This window comes from Bradyrhizobium sp. AZCC 2230, assembly GCF_036924495.1.
In the GTDB taxonomy this organism is placed as follows: domain Bacteria; phylum Pseudomonadota; class Alphaproteobacteria; order Rhizobiales; family Xanthobacteraceae; genus Bradyrhizobium; species Bradyrhizobium rifense.
The window spans coordinates 1,457,958-1,476,581 of the sequence record NZ_JAZHRS010000001.1 but is presented as its reverse complement, the minus strand read 5'-3'; the positions used below and the strand labels follow the sequence as shown (position 1 = coordinate 1,476,581).

Sequence of the window (18,624 nt, the reverse complement as noted above, 5' to 3'; positions counted from 1 at the left end):
AGGTGGCAGATGTCGGAGCTACTGGCAAGGATTACGGTCGACCCGCAGCGTATGCATGGACGCCCGTGCATTCGCGACCTGCGCATCACGGTTGCTGACGTCCTTGGACTGCTGTCCGCGGGACAGTCGCGGGAAAGCATTCTCGAGGATTATCCGTACCTGGAGCAGGCTGACATCGACGCGGTGCTTGCCTACGCAGCCCGCCAAGTCGATCATCCGATCATAGCGGCGAAATAGCTTGCTTTATCTGATCGATGCTCAGCTTCCACCTGTACTTGCGGAGGCCATGCGTCATGCTGGATATGATGCGGCTCATGTCGCCGAATTCGGGATGGCGAATGCGACCGACGGGGCGATCTGGAGCGAAGCTATTGCTCGATCGGCCGTTCTCGTAACCAAGGACCGCGATTTCTCCCTCCTTCGTGCCGCGAAACGGCAGGGACCGGCCGTACTTTGGGTCCGGGTCGGCAATATCGACAATCGGACACTGATCCATCAATTTCTGGGCGCCATGCCACAAATTGCTGAAGCGGTCGCGCAGGGCGAGGCGGTTATTGAATTCGTCGGCAGCTAGTGGGACTCAGCGCAACTTGCGCACGTGAACATTGACGTCGATATCGATGTTCTTGACACAAGTTTGAGTGGTTCGATGCGACCCGCCCTCATGCCAGCGGCCATCGCGCGGGCGCGCGTCGCCGACATTCGCCAGCTTCAGACATCGCCATTGCGGCAGAGGCCCGCTGCTCTCGCCAGCGAACTGCCAAGCCAGCACAGTCTCTTCACCGTTCTTATCAGTACCGATGACATGCGGGCACAGCTCCCGGTAGCGACCCTCGTAGACGCAGGTCACCTGTTGTTCGGCGAGAATGGCTTTCCGAAAGAGCGCATAGCTCCGGCTCGGCATAGAGATCACTCCAAGCTGGCTGGATCCCCGATCGCTCAAGCCGACGAAAATTACTCCGCCGCCTCGCTCGTCCTCCCGCGCTTCGGCTTCCTCGCCTTCTTCAGCACCGGCTCCAGAAACTTCCCCGTATAGCTCCGCTGCGCTTTGACGATGTCCTCCGGCGGGCCCCAGGCGACGATCTCGCCACCGCCGTCGCCGCCCTCGGGGCCGAGGTCGATGACCCAGTCTGCCGTCTTGATGACCTCGAGATTGTGCTCGATCACCACGACCGTGTTGCCCTGCGCGACCAGCTCGTGCAGCACCTCCAGCAGCTTCTTGACGTCGTGGAAGTGCAGGCCGGTGGTCGGCTCGTCCAGGATGTAGAGCGTGCGGCCGGTGGCGCGTTTTGACAATTCCTTGGCCAGCTTGACGCGCTGGGCTTCGCCGCCCGACAGCGTCGTCGCCTGCTGGCCGACATGGATGTAGTCGAGGCCGACGCGGTGCAGGGTCTGGAAGGTCTCGCGCACGCGCGGCACCGCCTTGAAGAAGTCAGCGGCTTCCTCGACGGTCATGTCGAGCACGTCGGCGATGCTCTTGCCCTTGAACAGGACCTCCAGCGTTTCGCGGTTGTAGCGCTTGCCCTTGCAGACGTCGCAGGTGACGTAGACGTCGGGCAGGAAGTGCATCTCGATCTTGATGACGCCGTCACCCTGGCAGGCCTCGCAGCGGCCGCCCTTGACGTTGAAGGAGAAGCGGCCGGGCTCGTAGCCGCGCGCCTTGGCTTCGGGCAGGCCCGCAAACCATTCGCGGATCGGCGTGAAGGCGCCGGTATAGGTCGCCGGATTCGAGCGCGGGGTGCGGCCGATCGGCGACTGGTCGATGTCGATGATCTTGTCGATATGCTCGAGGCCCTCGATGCGATCATGCGGCGCGGCGCCTTCGCTCGCATTGTTCAGCTTGCGGGCGATCGCCTTGTAGAGCGTGTCGATCAAGAGCGTTGACTTGCCGCCACCGGACACGCCGGTGACGGCCGTGAACAGGCCGAGCGGAATTTCCGCGGTGACGTTCTTCAGGTTATTGCCGCGCGCGTTCACCACCTTGATGGTGCGGCGATGGTTCGGCGGACGCCGCTCCGGCACCTCGACCTCGAGCTCGCCGGTGAGATATTTGCCGGTGAGTGATTTCGGGTTGCGCATGATCTCGGCAGGCGTGCCTTCGGCGATGATGTTGCCGCCATGCATGCCGGCGCCCGGACCGATATCGAGCACGTGGTCGGCAAGCAGGATCGCGTCCTCGTCATGCTCGACCACGATCACGGTGTTGCCGAGGTCGCGCAGCCGCTTCAGCGTGTCGAGCAGGCGCGCGTTGTCGCGCTGGTGCAGACCGATCGAAGGCTCGTCGAGCACGTAGAGCACGCCGGTCAGGCCCGAGCCGATCTGCGAGGCCAGGCGGATGCGCTGGCTCTCGCCGCCGGACAGCGTGCCAGACGAGCGGGAGAGGGTGAGATAGTTGAGGCCGACGTCGAGCAGGAAGGTGAGGCGCTCGCGGATCTCCTTGAGGATGCGGCCTGCAATCTCGTTCTGCTGCGCGTTGAGCACCTCTGGCACGGTCTCGAACCACGCGCCGGCATTCTTGACCGACAGCTCCGAGATCTCGCCGATATGCTTAGCTCCGATCTTGACGCAGAGCGCCTCGGGCTTGAGCCGGAAGCCATTGCAGGCGCCGCAGGGCACGTCGTGGAAATACTTCGCCAGTTCTTCGCGGGCCCACTCGCTCTCGGTTTCGCGGTAGCGGCGGTTGATGTTGGTGATGACGCCTTCGAACGGCTTCTTGGTGTCGTAGGAGCGGACGCCGTCCTCGTAGGAGAACTTGATCTCGTCCTCGCCGGAGCCATGGAGGATCGCGTTCTGCGTCTTCTTCGGCAGATCCTTCCACTTGGTGGTCAGCGTAAACTTGTAGTGCTTGCCGAGCGCGGTCAGCGTCTGCGTGTAATAGGGCGACGACGATTTGGCCCAGGGCGCGATCGCGCCCTTGCCGATCGCGAGCTCCTTGTCGGGGATCACGAGATCCTCGTCGACATGCTGCTCGACGCCGAGGCCGCCGCAGGCCGGGCAGGCGCCGTAGGGATTGTTGAACGAGAAGAGGCGCGGCTCGATCTCGGGAATGGTGAAGCCGGAGACGGGGCAAGCGAACTTTTCCGAGAACAGGATGCGCTCGGGCCCGCTCTTGTCGTGGATCTTTGCGGTCTTCTTTTTCTCTTCGGCAGGCGCAGCAGCAGCAGCCGGTGCATCGGCATACTCGACCACGGCGAGACCTTCGGCGAGCTTCAGCGCTGTCTCAAAACTTTCGGCGAGGCGCTGGCCGATGTCGGCGCGCACCACGATGCGGTCGACGACGACGTCGATGTCATGCGGGAATTTCTTGTCGAGCGTCGGTGCCTCCGCAAGCTCGTAGAAGGTGCCGTCGATCTTGACGCGCTGAAAGCCCTTCTTGAGCCATTCGGCGAGCTCCTTGCGATACTCGCCCTTGCGGCCGCGCACGACCGGGGCGAGCAGATAGAGGCGGGTGCCTTCGGGCAGCGCCAGCACGCGGTCGACCATCTGCGAGACAGTCTGGCTCTCGATCGGAAGGCCCGTGGCCGGCGAATAGGGCACGCCGACGCGCGCCCAGAGCAGGCGCATGTAGTCGTAGATCTCAGTGACCGTGCCGACGGTCGAGCGCGGATTCTTCGACGTCGTCTTCTGCTCGATCGAGATTGCCGGCGACAGGCCGTCGATCTGGTCGACGTCCGGCTTCTGCATCATCTCCAGGAACTGGCGGGCATAGGCCGAGAGCGACTCGACATAGCGGCGCTGGCCTTCGGCGTAGATGGTGTCGAAGGCGAGCGAGGATTTGCCGGAGCCCGAGAGGCCGGTGAACACCACAAGCTTGTCGCGGGGAATTTCGACGTCGATGTTCTTGAGGTTGTGCTCGCGCGCGCCACGGATCGTGATTGCGTGCAGGTGTGACCCCGCATTCTGCTGTTGGCGCTTCGCCTTGATCACTTCATCCATCCGAGTTGCCCTCAAGGAATCCCAAAGGTACGCGATCGCGCCGACGTAAAAGGCGCGCTTCGCCCGGAACCGGGATCGGCGCCGATGGGGTTGTCAGCGAACGTAGGAAGAACGAGGACGGATTTCCAGTGGGACCTTGCGAATCGTCAACGGATTGTTGGCGCGCTGGCGGCACTTGGCAGCAGAGCTTGGCATTGCGACGAACGGAACAGCAAAATGCCGGCGTGAGGCCGGCCTTCGATGGCGCTGAATTCGCGGGCTCGCTCAGTATTTGGCGACGACCGGGCCGCCCCAGCGGTAGTTGACGCGGAGCAGCCCGATATCGACGTCCTGACCGATCCGCTCGGTGCGTCCGGGCGGAACGAGGATGCTGCTGGCGAGATCGCCGCCGTGATGGCCGAGGAACAGATGGTCGTACTCGCCGCCGACCGACCAGTTCTCCGCAAAGGCGTATTCCACGCCGAAGCCTGCGCTGTAGCCCCAGCGAGTCTGGCTGAGCGTGTTGGACACGACGCCGACGCCGGGAATGAACTCGTCGTATTTGTCATGAGCGACGGCAGCACCGGCCTTGCCGTAGAACAGCAGGCTGTTCACGGTGTAGCCGAGCTGGCCGGTGAACAGACCAAAGCTGTCGATCCTGGTCCGGTTGTTCAGCGGCGCTAGCACCAGGCTGACATTGTTGCCCTTGAAGTCGGCCCAGTTGCCCTGGCCTTCCACGCCAAGAACCCAGTGCGCCTTCTGCCAGCGATAGCCGAGCTGGGCACCGACCGTGCCGCCGCTGGCGTTGTGGCAGCCTTCGCCGACGGCTGGATTGATCGCAACGCCGCCGGCGGCGACAACGCTCCAGCAGGCATGGCCGAGCCCGCCGCCGCCATTGAGGCCGCCATAGACGCCGGTCCATTCGAGGGCGGGTACAGGCGCCACCGGCGCCTTGGAATAGAGCGGGAGATCCGCGGCAACGGCCGGTGCAAGTGGACCGAATGCGAACAGGCTGATCGCAGCCACTGCCCAGATCTTCATATCACGTCCCCGACTCGCCGAACCAATGCGCGGGCGCTACGCGCGCGCCCTGTGATTCCTTGACGGTTCAGCACACCGGGCCGCGAAAACAAAAAGGCCGGCGCGAGGCCGGCCTTTCGTAACGCAATGGCGTTGGAGACGAAGCTCAGTACTTGAACTCAGTACTTGGCGACGATCGGGCCGCCGAAGGTGTAGTTCAGGCGGACGGTGGCCATATCCACGTCCTGCTTGATGCTGTCAGCGCGGAAGGGCAAGCCAAACGCGGTGAAGCTGTCGGTGTGCTTGCCCATGAACAGGTGGTTATATTCGACGCCGACCGACCAGTTCGGAGCGAAGCCGAACTCGATGCCGGTGCCGACGGCGCCGCCCCAACGCGTGTCGGTCGCGGTGCCGAATGTGACACCAGCCAGAGTGCCGCTGAACTTGTTGTGGGTGACGGCCGCGCCGCCCTTCACGTACCAGAGCACGTTGTTCCAGGCATAACCCACTTGGCCGGTGAAGAGGCCGAGCGCGTCGATCTTGGTATTGTTCACCAGCGGGAAGAAAGCGGCGGGCGAGCTGGTGTTCGAGCCCTTCAGGTCAGCCCAATCACCCTGGGCTTCGACGCCGAACACCCAGTTGGTGGATTGCCAGCGATAGCCGATCTGGCCGCCGACGAGGGCGCCGGTCGCATTATGGCAACCCTCGCTCGTCGTGGGGACGGCGGCGCCGGCGACACTGGTCGTATCCCAGCAATTGTGGCTCGAGCCGCCACCGGCGTTGCCGCCGATGTAGAAGCCGGTCCAGTTGTAGACCGAAGCCACAGCCACCGGAGCCTTGGTGTAGGGGCGAGCCGCCAGATCGGCAGCCGAAGCGGCGCCAGTGAGGGCGAGCAGAGAGGCCGAAGCCAACAAGATCTTTTTCATATTCAACAAATCCCAGTCCCAGTTTCTGTTTTCGACTTCCGTGCGTCGGAAGCAGCATCGGACGTTCCGGTCCAACTCACGTCATGCCTACACCACTGAAGCTGCAAGTTGTGTCTCTCAAAAGTCACAACGGACACAAAATGTAATAATGGCTGGCCCACAGTTTCCATCGGGAACCCGCAACAAAACGGCCGGCACGAGGCCGGTCTCAGATATCGAATGAAATCAGGAGGATATCAGTACCTTGCGACGACGGAACGGCTGGTAGGCGGGGGCCTGAAAAGGCTCCCGTCGACGGGACGCGGGAGTGACACGGAGACACCCCGAGGGCTCCGTTTTCAGGGGCGATTTTGATGGGAACAAATCTGGAACAAACCTCGGATCGATGCTATATATGGGGATAACCGAGGCTGCGGCGGGCCGATCGGTGCTCGTAAGCGTATAGGGTCGGCCCAACAGGCGACAGCGCGGGCGCGCCTTTTCGAAATTCAGTGGCATTTGGAGTGGAGAGCGGCGATGGCGGGAAGCGTCAACAAGGTCATTCTGGTCGGAAACCTCGGCAAGGATCCGGAAATCCGCCGCACCCAGGACGGGCGGCCGATCGCGAATCTGAGCATCGCCACCTCGGAGACCTGGCGCGACAAGAACAGCGGCGAGCGCAAGGAAAAGACCGAGTGGCATCGCGTCGTGATCTTCAATGAAGGTCTCTGCAAGGTCGCCGAGCAGTACCTGAAGAAGGGCGCCAAGGTTTACATCGAGGGCGCGCTGCAGACCCGCAAATGGACCGACCAGGCGGGCGTTGAGAAGTACTCCACCGAGGTCGTGCTTCAGGGCTTCAACTCGACGCTGACGATGCTCGATGGCCGCAGTGGTGGCGGAGGCGGCAGCTTCGGCGACGAGCCGGGCGGCGATTTCGGCTCGTCCGGTCCGGTCAGCAGCGCGCCGCGCCGTCCCGTGGCCGCCGGCGGCGGTGGTGGCCGCAACAACGACATGGACGACGATATCCCGTTCTGAACCTCAGCCTTCGACGCGGCTGGGACGAGTCGGCGCGGGGCGGGACAGGAAGCGGCCCGCGCGGCTTTCGAGCATCCGGACCAGGACCGGATCCATGAATTCATAGTCGTCCGGAATCTCGAGGCAGATGACCCGCTTGCCATTCAGGCTGGCGCGGAATTTCCGGTTCAGTTTGTTCCGGTGGGCCTTTTCCATCACGAAGGTGATGTCGGCCCATTCGACCTGCTCGGTCGACAACAGCACGTCCGCGTCGTTCGAGACGCCGGCCGAGTCGGTCTCGATGCCGGGCCAGGTCGAAAAGACGTGTTCGGCGGTCGGGCTGCGCAGGCGATTGACGCTGCAGACGAAGAGGACGTTGGTCACTTTGACCGCTCCAGCAGGAGGGACCGGAATAGTCCGAGCCACCTCGGTCTAGATACACACCTTTTTGGTAGCGGGCGGAATCATCGGCGTCCCCGTCATGTTGGAGAGGGCCGCTCTTCTCATCAGCGTTGCCGGCTCGCGTGAGGCGGCAGGATTTCCTGCCAATTGGCCGGCTGGTTTGGCTTTTTGGAGCTCGCCTCATGTGCTGCCTCAAGCCTTTGACGGGCTGCGATGTGAATGGTATTAACTTCATGTTAATCATATTCACATGGTCGGTTCCTGCCCGGAGGACGCGCCACATGAACCTCGCGCCTCTGCTTGATGCTGCCCCGGCGATCCCGCTGCACGCCTTCGCGGCGATGGCGGCCTTCGTGCTTGGCATCGTCCAATTCGCTGCGCCAAAGGGCACGCTGCCCCATCGGACGGTCGGCTGGATCTGGGTGGCGCTCATGGCCGTGGTGGCCGCGTCGTCGTTCTGGATCCACCAGATCCGCATGGTTGGGCCGTTCAGCCTGATCCACCTCCTGTCGATCTTCACGCTGGTGATGCTGCCGCTCGCGGTGTGGCGGGCGCATACCCATCGGGTCGCCGATCACCGGCGCATCATGGTCATGACGTTCATCGGCGCGCTGGTCGTGGCGGGCCTGTTCACGCTGGTGCCCGGGCGCATCATGCACCAGGTGTTTTTCGGGACATAATTGGCGGTTCCGGGTGGCTTGTTCCGGTGCCGCTGACGACGGTGGCGAGAAGCGCGTAAGTCTCTGGAAAAACAAACGGAAAAACCGCTTCCCAACGGCTTGCAAGGGTGGTTATCAGGGCCTCGATGCGCTATATGATTCCCAGATAAAAACTCACCGGATTCCCCCTTGGCTGACGACGACAACAAGAAGACCGGCGACGAGCCGGAGCGCTCGGATATTCGTCCCGTCTCCATCTTCGAGGAGATGAAGAAGTCCTACCTCGATTACGCCATGAGCGTGATCGTGGCGCGTGCGTTGCCTGATGCCCGCGACGGGTTGAAGCCGGTGCATCGCCGCATCCTGTACTCGATGCACGAGCAGGGGCACACGCCCGACAAGAAGTACGTCAAGTCAGCCCGCGTGGTCGGCGACGTCATCGGTAAGTATCATCCGCACGGCGACCAGTCGATTTACGACGCGATGGTCCGCATGGCGCAGGACTTCTCGATGCGCGTGCCGCTGATCGACGGTCAGGGCAATTTCGGCTCGGTCGATGGCGATCCGCCGGCCGCTTATCGTTACACCGAAGCGCGACTGACCAAGTCGGCGCTGGCCCTGCTGGCCGATATCGACAAGGACACCGTCGACTTCCAGCCGAACTACGACAACAACGAGACCGAGCCGTCGGTTCTTCCGGCCAAGTTTCCGAACCTGCTGGTCAACGGCGCTGGCGGCATCGCCGTCGGCATGGCGACCAACATTCCGCCGCACAATCTCGGCGAGGTCATCGATGCCTGCGTCGCGTTGATCGACAATCCCGCGCTGACCATTGATGAGCTCATCAACATCGTGCCGGGACCGGATTTTCCGACCGGCGGCGTCATTCTCGGACGCGCGGGCATCCGCGCCGCCTATCACCTCGGCCGCGGCTCGATCGTCATGCGCGGCAAGGTCGCGATCGAGACCATCCGCAAGGAGCGCGAGGCGATCATCATCACCGAGATTCCCTACCAGGTGAACAAGGCGACGATGGTCGAGCGCATCGCCGAGCTGGTCAAGGAAAAGAAGATCGAGGGCATCGGCGACCTGCGCGATGAATCGGACCGCGACGGCTACCGCGTCGTCATCGAATTGAAGCGCGACGCCGTGCCGGATGTGGTGCTGAATCAGCTCTACAGATTCACACCGCTGCAGACGAGCTTCGGCGTCAACATGGTGGCGCTCGACAGCGGCCGTCCGCGGATCATGCATCTGAAGGACCTGCTGGCCATCTTCGTCGACTTCCGTGAGCGGGTCGTTACGCGCCGGACCAAGTACCTGCTCGCCAAGGCGCGCGATCGCGCACATATTTTGGTCGGTCTGGCGATCGCGGTCGCCAATATCGACGAGATGATCCGCGTCATCCGGACCTCGCCTGACCCGACCACCGCGCGCGACACCCTGATGTCGCGTGACTGGCCGGCCCGGGACGTCGAGGACATGCTGACGCTGATCGACGATCCGCGCCATCGCATCAGCGAGGACGGCACGATCAGGCTGTCGATGGAACAAGCGAGGGCCATTCTCGACCTGCGCCTTCAACGCCTCACCGCACTCGGCCGTGACGAAATCCGTGACGAGCTCGACAAGCTCGCCGGCGAGATCGCCGATTATCTCGACATCCTGCGCTCGCGCGAGCGCGTGCTGGGCATCATCAAGACCGAGCTCGCCGAGGTGAAGGCCGAGTTCGCAACGCCGCGCCGCACCGTGATCATCGAGCAGGAAGGCGAGGTCGAGGACGAGGACCTGATCCAGCGCGAGGACATGGTCGTGACCGTGTCTCACGCCGGTTACGTCAAGCGCGTGCCGCTGTCGGCCTATCGCGCCCAGCGCCGCGGCGGCAAGGGCCGGGCCGGCATGCAGACCCGCGACGAGGATTTTGTCAGCCGCCTGTTCGTGGCCTCCACGCATACGCCGGTGCTGTTTTTCTCGTCACGTGGCCAGGTCTACAAGGAGAAGGTCTGGCGGCTGCCGATGGCCGCGCCCAACGCGCGCGGCAAGGCGCTTATCAACATCCTGCCGCTGGAGCAGGGCGAGCGCATCACCACCATCATGCCGTTGCCCGAGGATGAATCGACCTGGGGCAATCTCGACGTGATGTTCGCGACCACTGGCGGCAACGTCCGGCGCAACAAGCTGTCCGACTTCGTCGATGTCCGCCGCTCCGGCATCATCGCGATGAAGCTCGACGAGAATGAAGCGATCGTCGACGTGCAGATCTGCACCGAGCGCGACGACGTGCTGCTGACCGGCGCCGGCGGCCAGTGTATCCGCTTCCCCGTCACCGACGTGCGCGTGTTCACCGGGCGCACCTCGATGGGCGTGCGCGGCATTGCGCTTGGCGAGGGCGACAAGGTGATTTCGCTGGCGATCCTGCGCCATGTCGAGACCAGTTCGGACGAGCGCTCGGCCTATCTGAAGATGCGCCGTGCGGTCGCCGGCGAGGCTGCGGCCGAGGAGCCGGCAGTGGATGCCGAGGCCGAGGAGACCTCCGGCAGCTTCCAGCTCCCGCAGGAGCGCTATGCCGAGATGTCGGCCGCCGAGCAGGTCGTGCTGACTGTCTCCGTCAACGGCTTTGGCAAGCGGACCTCGTCCTACGAGTACCGCACCACGGGCCGCGGCGGCAAAGGCATCGTCGCCATGAGCGTCAACAACCGCAACGGCAACCTCGTGGCGTCCTTCCCCGTGGAGGATGCTGATCAAATCATGCTGGTCACCGACAAGGGCCAGCTGATCCGCTGCCCGGTCGAAGGCATTCGCATCGCCGGCCGCTCGACCCAAGGCGTGATCGTGTTCGATACCGCCGAGGACGAGCACGTCGTCTCGGTCGAGCACATCACGGAAGAGGCCGAGAGCGGCAACGGGGCGAATGGGGAGCCGGCGAATGGCGAATAGGGAGTAGCGAATAGGGGTTTGCTGCTCTATTCGCTATTCGCCACTTGCTATTCGCTAGGTCAAATCTCCAGCTCGGTCCCGAACTCCACCACCTGCTTGGTCGGCACGCCGAAGAACGCCGCCGAGCGTTCGGCGTTGCGCTGGAGGAAGGCGAACAGGCCTTCGCGCCAGACCCACATGCCGGGGATGTCCTCGCTCGGGATGATGGTCTCGCGGCCGACATAATAGGTGATGTCGGAGAGATCGATGCCGGGCAGCTTGCCCTGGCGGCAGGCAAGCGTCAGTCCGTCATAGATAGTCGGGTTCTGCATGAAGCCGTAATGCAGGATCACACGGGTGATGCCGGGAATGATCTCGATGATTTCAGTACGGTCCTGATCGGCGATGTGAGGCAGTTCCTCGATCAGCACGGTGACGAGGATGATGCGCTCATGCAGGACGTGGTTGTGCTTGACGAATTGCGTCAGCGCCAGCGGCACGCCGTTCGGCGCCGAGGCCAGGAACACGGCGGTGCCGGGGAGACGGGCGTTGCATTTGTTGACCGCGGTCTCGATCAGGTCCTCCTCGGGCTGGCGCAGCTTCGCGCGCGCGGCCTCGACCAGCTTCACGCCGCTGCGCCAGGTCAGCATCAGGAAGGCGACGAAGGCGGCGAGCAGCAGCGGAAACCAGCCGCCCTCGAACAGCTTGATCGAGTTGGCCGCGAAGAAGATCACGTCGATCACGAAGAAGAAGCCGTTTACGGCCACCACGAGCCAGGGCGAATAGCCCCACTGGATCGCAACCAGGGCTGCCAGCAGCGTGGTGATTGCCATCAGCAGCGAGACCGCGATACCGTAGGCGCCGGCCAGCGCGTCAGATGTGCCGAAGCTGACCACTGCGCCGAGGGTTGCGGCGGCGAGCAGCCAGTTCACCAGTGGCACGTAGATCTGGCCGATCGCGTCGCTGGTGGTGTGGCGGATTTGCATGCGCGGCAGGAAGCCGAGCTGGATCGATTGCTGGGTCAGCGAGAACACGCCGGAGATGATCGCCTGTGAGGCGATCACGGTCGCCACGGCCGAGAACGCGACCAGTCCGTAATGCAGGACGTCCGGGCAGAGCTGGAAGAACGGGTTCTCGATCATGCCGGGATCGGTGATCAGGAGCGCGGCCTGGCCGAAATAATTCAGCACCAGCGCCGGCAGGCAGATCGCGAACCACGCGAGCCGGATCGGCAGGCGCCCGAAATGTCCCATGTCGGCGTACATGGCTTCACCGCCGGTCACGGCGAGGAAGGCCGCGCCGAGGATCGCGAAGGAGACGTGGAAATCCTGGTGGATCAGGAAGTCGAAGGCATAGAGCGGGCTAAGTGCCGCCAGCACCGCCGGCGCCTTGATGATGCCGTGGATGCCGAGCGCGGCCAGCACGAAGAACCAGGCCAGCATCACCGGTCCGAAGATGCGGCCGATGAAGCCGGTGCCCTGCCTCTGCATCATGAACAGGCCGACCAGGATGACGATGGTTATGGGCACCACCGCCGGCGCTAGCGAGGGCGCGTCGACCTTGAGGCCCTCGATGGCTGACAGCACCGAGATTGCCGGCGTGATCGCACCGTCGCCGTAGAGCAGCGCAGCGCCGATCAGGCCGACCACCAGGAGATGCGCGCGCCAGGTGCCTGGCTGGGCGTGACGTGCATGCAGCAGCGCCAGCAGCGCGACGATGCCGCCTTCGCCGCGGTTGTCCGCGCGCAGGATCAGCAGCGCATATTTCAGCGAGATGATCAGCAGCAGCGCCCACAGGATCAGCGAGGCAACGCCCAGGACAGCCTCGGGAGTCACTGTGCCGCCATGCGCAGCCGCCTTGGCGGCTTCCTTCAGGGCGTAGAGGGGGCTGGTGCCGATATCGCCATAGACCACCCCGAGGGCGCCCATAGTCATGGCAAGCGGCAGCGGATCGGGATGATGGCCGGAAGCGACTGCGGGCGTACTGGACAAATGCGACCCCTCAATGGGATCGCGCCCGTCGGGCCATTCCGAGGGGCGCGAGCGTCACACAGTCTGCGACGGGACGCCGCAAATATCCATGGTGTTTATCGCGAGGTTTATGACGCCAAACTGACAGACCGCCTACGGGGTCCGGTCTGCCGTCACCAGGCGCGCGACGCGAACGTCGGCCTTGGTGCCGGCGCGGCGCAGGCAGGACGCCTCGAAATTCGGCCAGGCCCGCTCCGAGCACTCCCTGCCGATGGTCTTGATGTCGAGCCGGTCGCTCTTGGCAAGCGGCTGCGGCACGCTGGCTTCAACGGTGGGAGCAAAGCCGGGCAGGAGGGTGAGGGCGGCAGCAACGCACGCAGCAACAGCGATCGCTGAAAGAGCCTTGATCATTTGACGGTCCCCTGTGATGCGGCCGCTACGCCCAGTATGCGGCCCGTCATTCGTTGGGTGGATTAGTAACCATGGCCAGTTTCCGGACGTCTTCGCCGACGCCGGAAATGGTTTCGTTCACGCCCCGTTTTGTTTCGTGGACGCCCCGAGGACGAAACAATCCGGGGCCGTCCGACAGCAACTGACGGAAAAGCCGGCAGGAAACGGACAAGGAACCAGTCCGGCTTGCCGGGCCGGGCCGGGCGCGGTAGGACGTGGCCATGCCGCGCATTGCCTTTTACCCGGGTTCCTTCGACCCCATCACCAACGGCCATCTGGACGTGGTCCGGCATGCCGTCCCCCTGTGCGACCGGCTGGTTGTCGCGATTGGGGTCCATCCTGGGAAGAAGCCGCTGTTCTCGACCGAGGAGCGGCTGAAAATGCTCGACGACGTCTGCGGGCCGATTGCTGCCCAGGCCGGTTGTACGCTGGAGGCCACCACCTTTGACGACCTCTCCGTGACCGCCGCCCGCAAGCACGCCGCGACCATTATGATTCGGGGCTTACGCGACGGCACCGATCTCGACTACGAAATGCGGCTCGCCGGCATGAACGAGGCCATGGCGCCGGAGGTGCACACGGTGTTCCTGCCGGCATCCCCCATGGTCCGCCCGATCACTGCCACACTGGTGCGACAGATCGCGGCTATGGGTGGCGACGTCTCGACCTTCGTGCCGCCGCTCGTCGCATCCCTGCTCAAGGCCAAATTCGCCGGATAACGGCGCGCTTTTTCATCTCACCTGATCCGGAGTTTCCATGATCCGTCGTCTCGCAATTCTTGCCACGATGTTCGTCGCGCTGATTGGCGCCGTCCCGGCAATGGCGCAGCAGCTGCCGGCCAATCTCGACAAGGCCAATGCGCTCGTCATCGATACCACCAAGGGCCGCATCGTCATCAAGCTGAGGGCCGACCTTGCGCCGCAGCACGCCGAGCGCCTCAAGCAGCTCGCGCGCGAGGGCTTCTACAACAACGTGCCGTTCCACCGCGTGATGGACGGCTTCATGGCGCAGACCGGCGACGGCCAGAACGGCAACGGCACCGGCGGCTCGAAATATCCGAACCTGAAGCAGGAATTCTCCAAGGTTCACTTCGCCCGCGGCATCGTCGGCATGGCCCGGCGCGGCGACAGCGTCGATACCGCCAACTCGCAGTTCTTCATCATGTTCGCCGACGGCGGCAGCCTCGATAACCAGTACACCGTGGTTGGCGAGGTCGTGCAGGGCATGGACGTGGTCGACAAGCTGAAGAAGGCGCCGGCCGGATCGCCCGGCGGCACCGTCACCGATCCCGACAAGATGGTGAAGGTGCAGGTCGCCTCCGATATCAAGTAGCCGAGATGATGGCGCGCCGCGGCGACAGGCTCCTGTTCGCTGCAGCAGTGCTGCTGTTCGGCATCAGCAGTGCGGCCGCAGAGGACGCACCGGTCAACACCATCCAGGACATCTTCCAGCACCTGCGGACCTGCTGGAAGCCGCCGCCGCCGGCCAAGGCTCGCCCTATCGACATCACCGTCGTCGTGAGCTTTAACCGGGCCGGAAACATTCTTGGCCATCCGAGGATTACCTATGAATCCGCGGAGGCCTCCGACAGCGACCGGCTGCAATACCGGATCGCGGTGATGGAGGCGTTGCAACGCTGCACGCCGGTGCCATTTACCGATGCAATGGCCGGCGCCGCCGCGGGACGTCCATTCGCGATCCAGTTCCGTAACCGCAAAACTTCACCCCCAACGCAAGAGAGACGAGCATGAGCGTCACCGAAAACACATTGATCCTCGAGACCACGCAGGGCCCCGTTACCATCGAGATGCGGCCCGACCTGGCGCCCGGCCATGTCGCGCGCATCAAGGAGCTGGTCCGCGAAGGCTTCTACGACGGCATCGTGTTCCATCGCGTGATCGACGGCTTCATGGCGCAGACTGGCTGCCCGCACGGCACCGGCACCGGCGGCTCGGGCCAGAAGCTGAAAGCCGAGTTCAACAAGGAGCCGCACGTGCGTGGCGTGACCTCGATGGCGCGTGCGGCGAGCCCCGACTCCGCCGACAGCCAGTTCTTCATCGTCTTCGACGATGCCCGCTTCCTCGACAACCAGTACACGGTGTGGGGCAAGGTCACCGAGGGCATGGAGAACGTCGACAAGATCAAGCGCGGCGAGCCGGTGCAGAACCCGGACAAGATCGTCAAGGCGCGGATGGCGGCTGACAAGGAGTAAGCTCCTCATTCCAGGAGCGCGCATTGGCGCGCTCCTGGTGGTAAGCCACGAATGCGCACCGACCTCTTCGATTTCGACCTGCCGCCCGAGCGCATCGCGTTGCGCCCCGCGCACCCGCGCGACTCCGCCAAGCTGCTGGTCGTGGAGAACGGCGCGTTGCGCGACCAGATCATCTCCGACCTGCCGCACTGGCTGAAGGACGGCGACCAGCTCGTCGTCAACGACACCAAGGTGATTTCGGCGCAACTCAAAGGCCGCCGCATCGGCCGCGAGACCGAACCGAAGATCGAGGCGACCTTGATCAAGCGTCTCGACGGCTCGCGCTGGCAGGCGCTGGTGAAGCCGGCGAAGAAGCTTGTCGCCGGCGACCGCATCCGCTTCGGCAATGAAGGCAAGGTCTGCCTGCTCGGCCATCTCGATGCCGAAGTCGAGGCCAAGGGTGGGGAGGGCGAGGTGACGCTGTCATTCTCGTTCCACGGCCCGGCGCTCGACCAGGCCATCGCCGATCTCGGCAGCCCGCCGCTGCCGCCCTACATCGCTTCGAAACGGACGCCCGACGATCAGGATCTCGCCGACTACCAGACCATGTTCGCGGCCAATGAAGGCGCGGTCGCCGCGCCCACCGCGGGCCTGCATTTTACGCCGGCGCTGGAGCAGGCGCTCGGCGCGCGCGGCGTCGGCATCAATCGCGTCACGCTGCATGTCGGGGCAGGGACCTTCCTGCCGGTCAAGGTCGACGACACCGACGGTCACAAGATGCATGCCGAGTGGGGCGCGATCTCGTCCGAGACCGCGGACCGGCTCAACGCCGCGCGAAAGAATGGCGGCCGCATTATCGCCGTCGGCACCACGTCATTGCGGCTGCTGGAAAGCGCCGCCAGCGAGGACGGCATCATCCAGCCGTTCACGGCCGAGACCTCGATCTTCATCACGCCCGGCTATCGCTTCCGCGCCATCGATATTTTAATGACGAATTTCCATTTGCCGAAGTCGACGCTCTTCATGCTGGTGTCGGCTTTCGCGGGCCTGGATCCGATGAAGCAGGCCTATGCGCACGCGATTGCGAATGGGTACCGGTTCTATTCGTATGGGGATGCGTGCTTGCTGTTTCGGGCGAGGGAGTGACCTCCACGCACCATTGTGCTATATTCGCGCGTCATTTGCGTAGATCGAGTGGCTGATGAACATCCGTTCCGCGAAAGTCGATGAGCTTGCCCAGCGTCTCGCCCGCCTGACGGGAGAAGATATTGAGACGGCGCTCGAGCGTGCCATTGAGGAGCGTTTGTCGCGGGTGGTCTCGCCGGCCGCCGATAGAAGGGCCGCCCTGACGTCGTTCTTCGAACGAACAGCGACCTTGCCCGTTCTGGATTCCCGATCCGCCGACGAAATCCTTGGCTATGACCGTTTCGGGCTGCCATCCTGATGGTGCTGGATACGTCTGCGATCGTCGCGACCGTCACCAATGAGCCGGATGGGCAGCGCTATCGGACGGCCATGCTGGACGCTGACAGCCTGTCGATGTCAGCGGTGGCCGTCTTGGAAACCAAGATCGTTCTCTCTGCTCGCTTCGGTGCTGCGGCTGTCGAATTTTTCGACGAGTTGCTGAAGACGGCCGGGATCGCTGTCGTTCCATTCGACGCTGACATGGCAAAAGGCGCCTTCGAGGCGTTTCAGCGCTTCGGCAAAGGCGGGGGCCATCCAGCGCAGCTGAACATCGTAGATTGTACAGTCTACGCTCTGGCGAAAGCACGTTCGCAACCGCTCCTCTTCAAAGGAGCCGATTTTGCCAAGACTGACGTCGCGGCCGCGTTGACCTGATTGCGCGGCCAGTGCCGTGGGCAAAGCGAAGCGTGCCCACCCTCCTTCTTGAATGCGCGGTAAGAGTGGTGGGCACGGCGCTTGCGCGCCTTTGCCCACCCTACGGCACCTCCCGTTACGCCATCACCCGCGCGGCAAGAGCTCTGCGATCTGCACCGCGTTGAGCGCCGCGCCCTTGAGCAACTGATCGGCCGCCACGAACATCGAGATCGAATGCCCTGAGGGATCGCTGAGATCCTTGCGGATGCGGCCGACCAGGACGTCGTCCTGGCCCGAGGCGTCGATCGGCATCGGGAAGTAGTTCTTCACGCGGTCGTCAACGACCTTCACGCCCGGGGCCTGCGCCATGATGGCGCGAACCTGGTCCTCGGTGATGGGCTTCTCGCATTCGAAGGTGATGGCCTCGCAATGGGCGCGCAGCACCGGGACGCGAACGCACGTCACGCCGATGGCGATCTTCTCATCCTCAAAAATCTTGCGGGTTTCCTTGATGACCTTGGTCTCTTCGTCGTTGTAGCCGGTCTCGGGATCGACGGCGGTGTTGTGGTTGAAGAGATTGAAGGCGTAGGGATGCGGCATCACCTTGGGCGTGTAGACCTGCCCGTTGAGATTGGCGCGGGTGGACTCGACGAGCTCGTCCATCGCAGCGGCGCCGGCGCCAGAGGCAGCCTGATAGGTCGAGATGATGACGCGCTTGATGCGGTTCTTCTGATGGATCGGCCACAGCGGCACCAGTGCGGTGATCGCGGCGCAGTTCGGGTTGGCAATGATGCCCTTGTGGTCGCGGATGCGGCTGCCGTTGACCTCGGGGATCACCAGCGGCACGTTCGGGTCCATCCGGAAGGCGGAGGAGTTGTCGACGACGACGGCGCCGGCCTTGACCGCGATTGGCGCGAACTTCTTCGAGATGCCGCTGCCGGCCGAGAACAGCGCGATGTCGACGCCCTCGAAGGCGCGCTCGGTCAGCTCCTCGATGACGATGGTCTGGCCGCGGAACGACACCGTCTTGCCGGCGGAGCGGGCGCTGGCGAGCGCCTTGAGCTTACTGATGCGAAAGCCGCGCTTGTCCATGGTGGCGATGAATTCGGCGCCCACCGCACCGGTGACGCCGACAATCGCGACGACGGGATCGTTACTCACATTCTCCTCCATTGAATTGCAGACAACAAAAAAGCCCCGGACCATCATGGGCGGGGCTTCGGCAGAGCTGATTGCGTTCTAGTCGACGACTACAAGCGCATGCCTCCCCGGGCCCCGAAGGCCGTGGTGGTTTTGGTCATGCGTTTGGTGGTCGTGAACATGGTGGCGACTTATGCGGGAGAGTCTTGCCCCCGTCAATGGCT

General features: G+C 63.6%; 20 protein-coding genes. 12 read left to right on the top strand and 8 right to left on the bottom strand.

The genetic code is table 11. The features are described from left to right. Nucleotides 1–9: 9 nt before the first annotated feature. Together V1280_RS07115 and V1280_RS07110 are read left to right on the top strand one after the other, a co-directional pair. Nucleotides 10–237 carry a DUF433 domain-containing protein gene (locus tag V1280_RS07115; protein WP_334520943.1) on the top strand — a complete coding sequence of 76 codons (228 nt, stop codon included), beginning with the start codon at nt 10–12 and terminating at the stop codon, nt 235–237. Between the two features lies 1 nt (nt 238). Continuing rightward, a complete protein-coding gene (locus V1280_RS07110; protein WP_334520940.1) occupies nt 239–574 on the top strand; it encodes a DUF5615 family PIN-like protein in 336 nt (111 codons plus the stop codon). Between the two features lie 6 nt (nt 575–580). Here V1280_RS07110 and V1280_RS07105 read toward each other — a convergent pair whose 3' ends face one another. From V1280_RS07105 to V1280_RS07090, 4 genes are all read right to left on the bottom strand, one after another. After that, entirely contained in the window at nt 581–904 is a 324-nt protein-coding gene (locus V1280_RS07105) for a hypothetical protein (RefSeq protein WP_334520938.1), read from the bottom strand. 50 nt (nt 905–954) lie between these two features. Beyond that, complete coding sequence (gene uvrA, locus V1280_RS07100) at nt 955–3,936, bottom strand: excinuclease ABC subunit UvrA (protein ID WP_334520936.1); 2,982 nt, start codon at nt 3,934–3,936, stop codon at nt 955–957. Nucleotides 3,937–4,200: 264 nt separating this feature from the next. Next, the gene (locus V1280_RS07095; protein WP_334520934.1) at nt 4,201–4,956 is read right to left on the bottom strand and encodes an outer membrane protein; all 756 of its coding nucleotides are present in this window, start codon (nt 4,954–4,956) and stop codon (nt 4,201–4,203) included. Between the two features lie 158 nt (nt 4,957–5,114). After that, a complete protein-coding gene (locus V1280_RS07090) occupies nt 5,115–5,861 on the bottom strand; it encodes an outer membrane protein (protein ID WP_334520932.1) in 747 nt (248 codons plus the stop codon). Between the two features lie 516 nt (nt 5,862–6,377). Here V1280_RS07090 and V1280_RS07085 point away from each other — a divergent pair. Continuing rightward, nucleotides 6,378–6,875, top strand: a complete 498-nt coding sequence (locus V1280_RS07085; RefSeq protein WP_334520930.1) for a single-stranded DNA-binding protein — start codon at nt 6,378–6,380, stop codon at nt 6,873–6,875. A gap of 3 nt (nt 6,876–6,878) precedes the next feature. On the opposite strand, the gene V1280_RS07080 is transcribed toward V1280_RS07085, so the two are convergent. Further along, nucleotides 6,879–7,238 (bottom strand): low molecular weight protein tyrosine phosphatase family protein, encoded by a 360-nt coding sequence (locus V1280_RS07080; protein ID WP_334520927.1) that lies wholly within the window; start codon nt 7,236–7,238, stop codon nt 6,879–6,881. Nucleotides 7,239–7,537: 299 nt separating this feature from the next. On the opposite strand from V1280_RS07080, the gene V1280_RS07075 reads away from it, so the two are divergent. Together V1280_RS07075 and gyrA are read left to right on the top strand one after the other, a co-directional pair. Then, nucleotides 7,538–7,936 (top strand): DUF2306 domain-containing protein, encoded by a 399-nt coding sequence (locus tag V1280_RS07075; protein WP_334520924.1) that lies wholly within the window; start codon nt 7,538–7,540, stop codon nt 7,934–7,936. A gap of 168 nt (nt 7,937–8,104) precedes the next feature. Beyond that, nucleotides 8,105–10,852, top strand: a complete 2,748-nt coding sequence (gene gyrA / locus V1280_RS07070; protein WP_334520921.1) for a DNA gyrase subunit A — start codon at nt 8,105–8,107, stop codon at nt 10,850–10,852. 59 nt (nt 10,853–10,911) lie between these two features. Here gyrA and V1280_RS07065 read toward each other — a convergent pair whose 3' ends face one another. Both V1280_RS07065 and V1280_RS07060 read right to left on the bottom strand, forming a co-directional pair. Next, entirely contained in the window at nt 10,912–12,765 is a 1,854-nt protein-coding gene (locus V1280_RS07065) for a potassium transporter Kup (protein ID WP_334538219.1), read from the bottom strand. A gap of 189 nt (nt 12,766–12,954) precedes the next feature. Continuing rightward, nucleotides 12,955–13,212 (bottom strand): hypothetical protein, encoded by a 258-nt coding sequence (locus V1280_RS07060; RefSeq protein WP_334520918.1) that lies wholly within the window; start codon nt 13,210–13,212, stop codon nt 12,955–12,957. 260 nt (nt 13,213–13,472) lie between these two features. On the opposite strand from V1280_RS07060, the gene coaD reads away from it, so the two are divergent. Genes coaD through V1280_RS07025 form a run of 7 tightly spaced genes read left to right on the top strand, consistent with a single transcriptional unit; the run spans nt 13,473 to nt 17,281 of the window. Next, on the top strand, nt 13,473–13,970 hold the full coding sequence (gene coaD / locus V1280_RS07055; RefSeq protein ID WP_334520915.1) for a pantetheine-phosphate adenylyltransferase: 498 nt from the start codon (nt 13,473–13,475) through the stop codon (nt 13,968–13,970). 37 nt (nt 13,971–14,007) lie between these two features. After that, nucleotides 14,008–14,583, top strand: a complete 576-nt coding sequence (locus V1280_RS07050; protein ID WP_148777904.1) for a peptidylprolyl isomerase — start codon at nt 14,008–14,010, stop codon at nt 14,581–14,583. A gap of 8 nt (nt 14,584–14,591) precedes the next feature. Further along, nucleotides 14,592–15,002 carry a hypothetical protein gene (locus V1280_RS07045; protein ID WP_334538217.1) on the top strand — a complete coding sequence of 137 codons (411 nt, stop codon included), beginning with the start codon at nt 14,592–14,594 and terminating at the stop codon, nt 15,000–15,002. Further along, nucleotides 14,999–15,463, top strand: a complete 465-nt coding sequence (locus tag V1280_RS07040; protein WP_148777902.1) for a peptidylprolyl isomerase — start codon at nt 14,999–15,001, stop codon at nt 15,461–15,463. The genes V1280_RS07045 and V1280_RS07040 overlap by 4 nt, the downstream gene beginning before the upstream one ends. Before the next feature lie 51 nt (nt 15,464–15,514). Beyond that, nucleotides 15,515–16,588 carry a tRNA preQ1(34) S-adenosylmethionine ribosyltransferase-isomerase QueA gene (gene queA / locus V1280_RS07035; RefSeq protein WP_334520910.1) on the top strand — a complete coding sequence of 358 codons (1,074 nt, stop codon included), beginning with the start codon at nt 15,515–15,517 and terminating at the stop codon, nt 16,586–16,588. Between the two features lie 55 nt (nt 16,589–16,643). Next, entirely contained in the window at nt 16,644–16,886 is a 243-nt protein-coding gene (locus V1280_RS07030) for a type II toxin-antitoxin system VapB family antitoxin (protein WP_334520907.1), read from the top strand. Then, nucleotides 16,886–17,281 (top strand): type II toxin-antitoxin system VapC family toxin, encoded by a 396-nt coding sequence (locus tag V1280_RS07025; RefSeq protein WP_334520904.1) that lies wholly within the window; start codon nt 16,886–16,888, stop codon nt 17,279–17,281. Before V1280_RS07030 ends, V1280_RS07025 begins: the two co-directional genes overlap by 1 nt. Before the next feature lie 123 nt (nt 17,282–17,404). Here the strand turns inward: V1280_RS07025 and V1280_RS07020 are convergent, their stop codons facing one another. Further along, on the bottom strand, nt 17,405–18,433 hold the full coding sequence (locus V1280_RS07020; RefSeq protein WP_334538215.1) for an aspartate-semialdehyde dehydrogenase: 1,029 nt from the start codon (nt 18,431–18,433) through the stop codon (nt 17,405–17,407). Nucleotides 18,434–18,624: the final 191 nt, after the last annotated feature.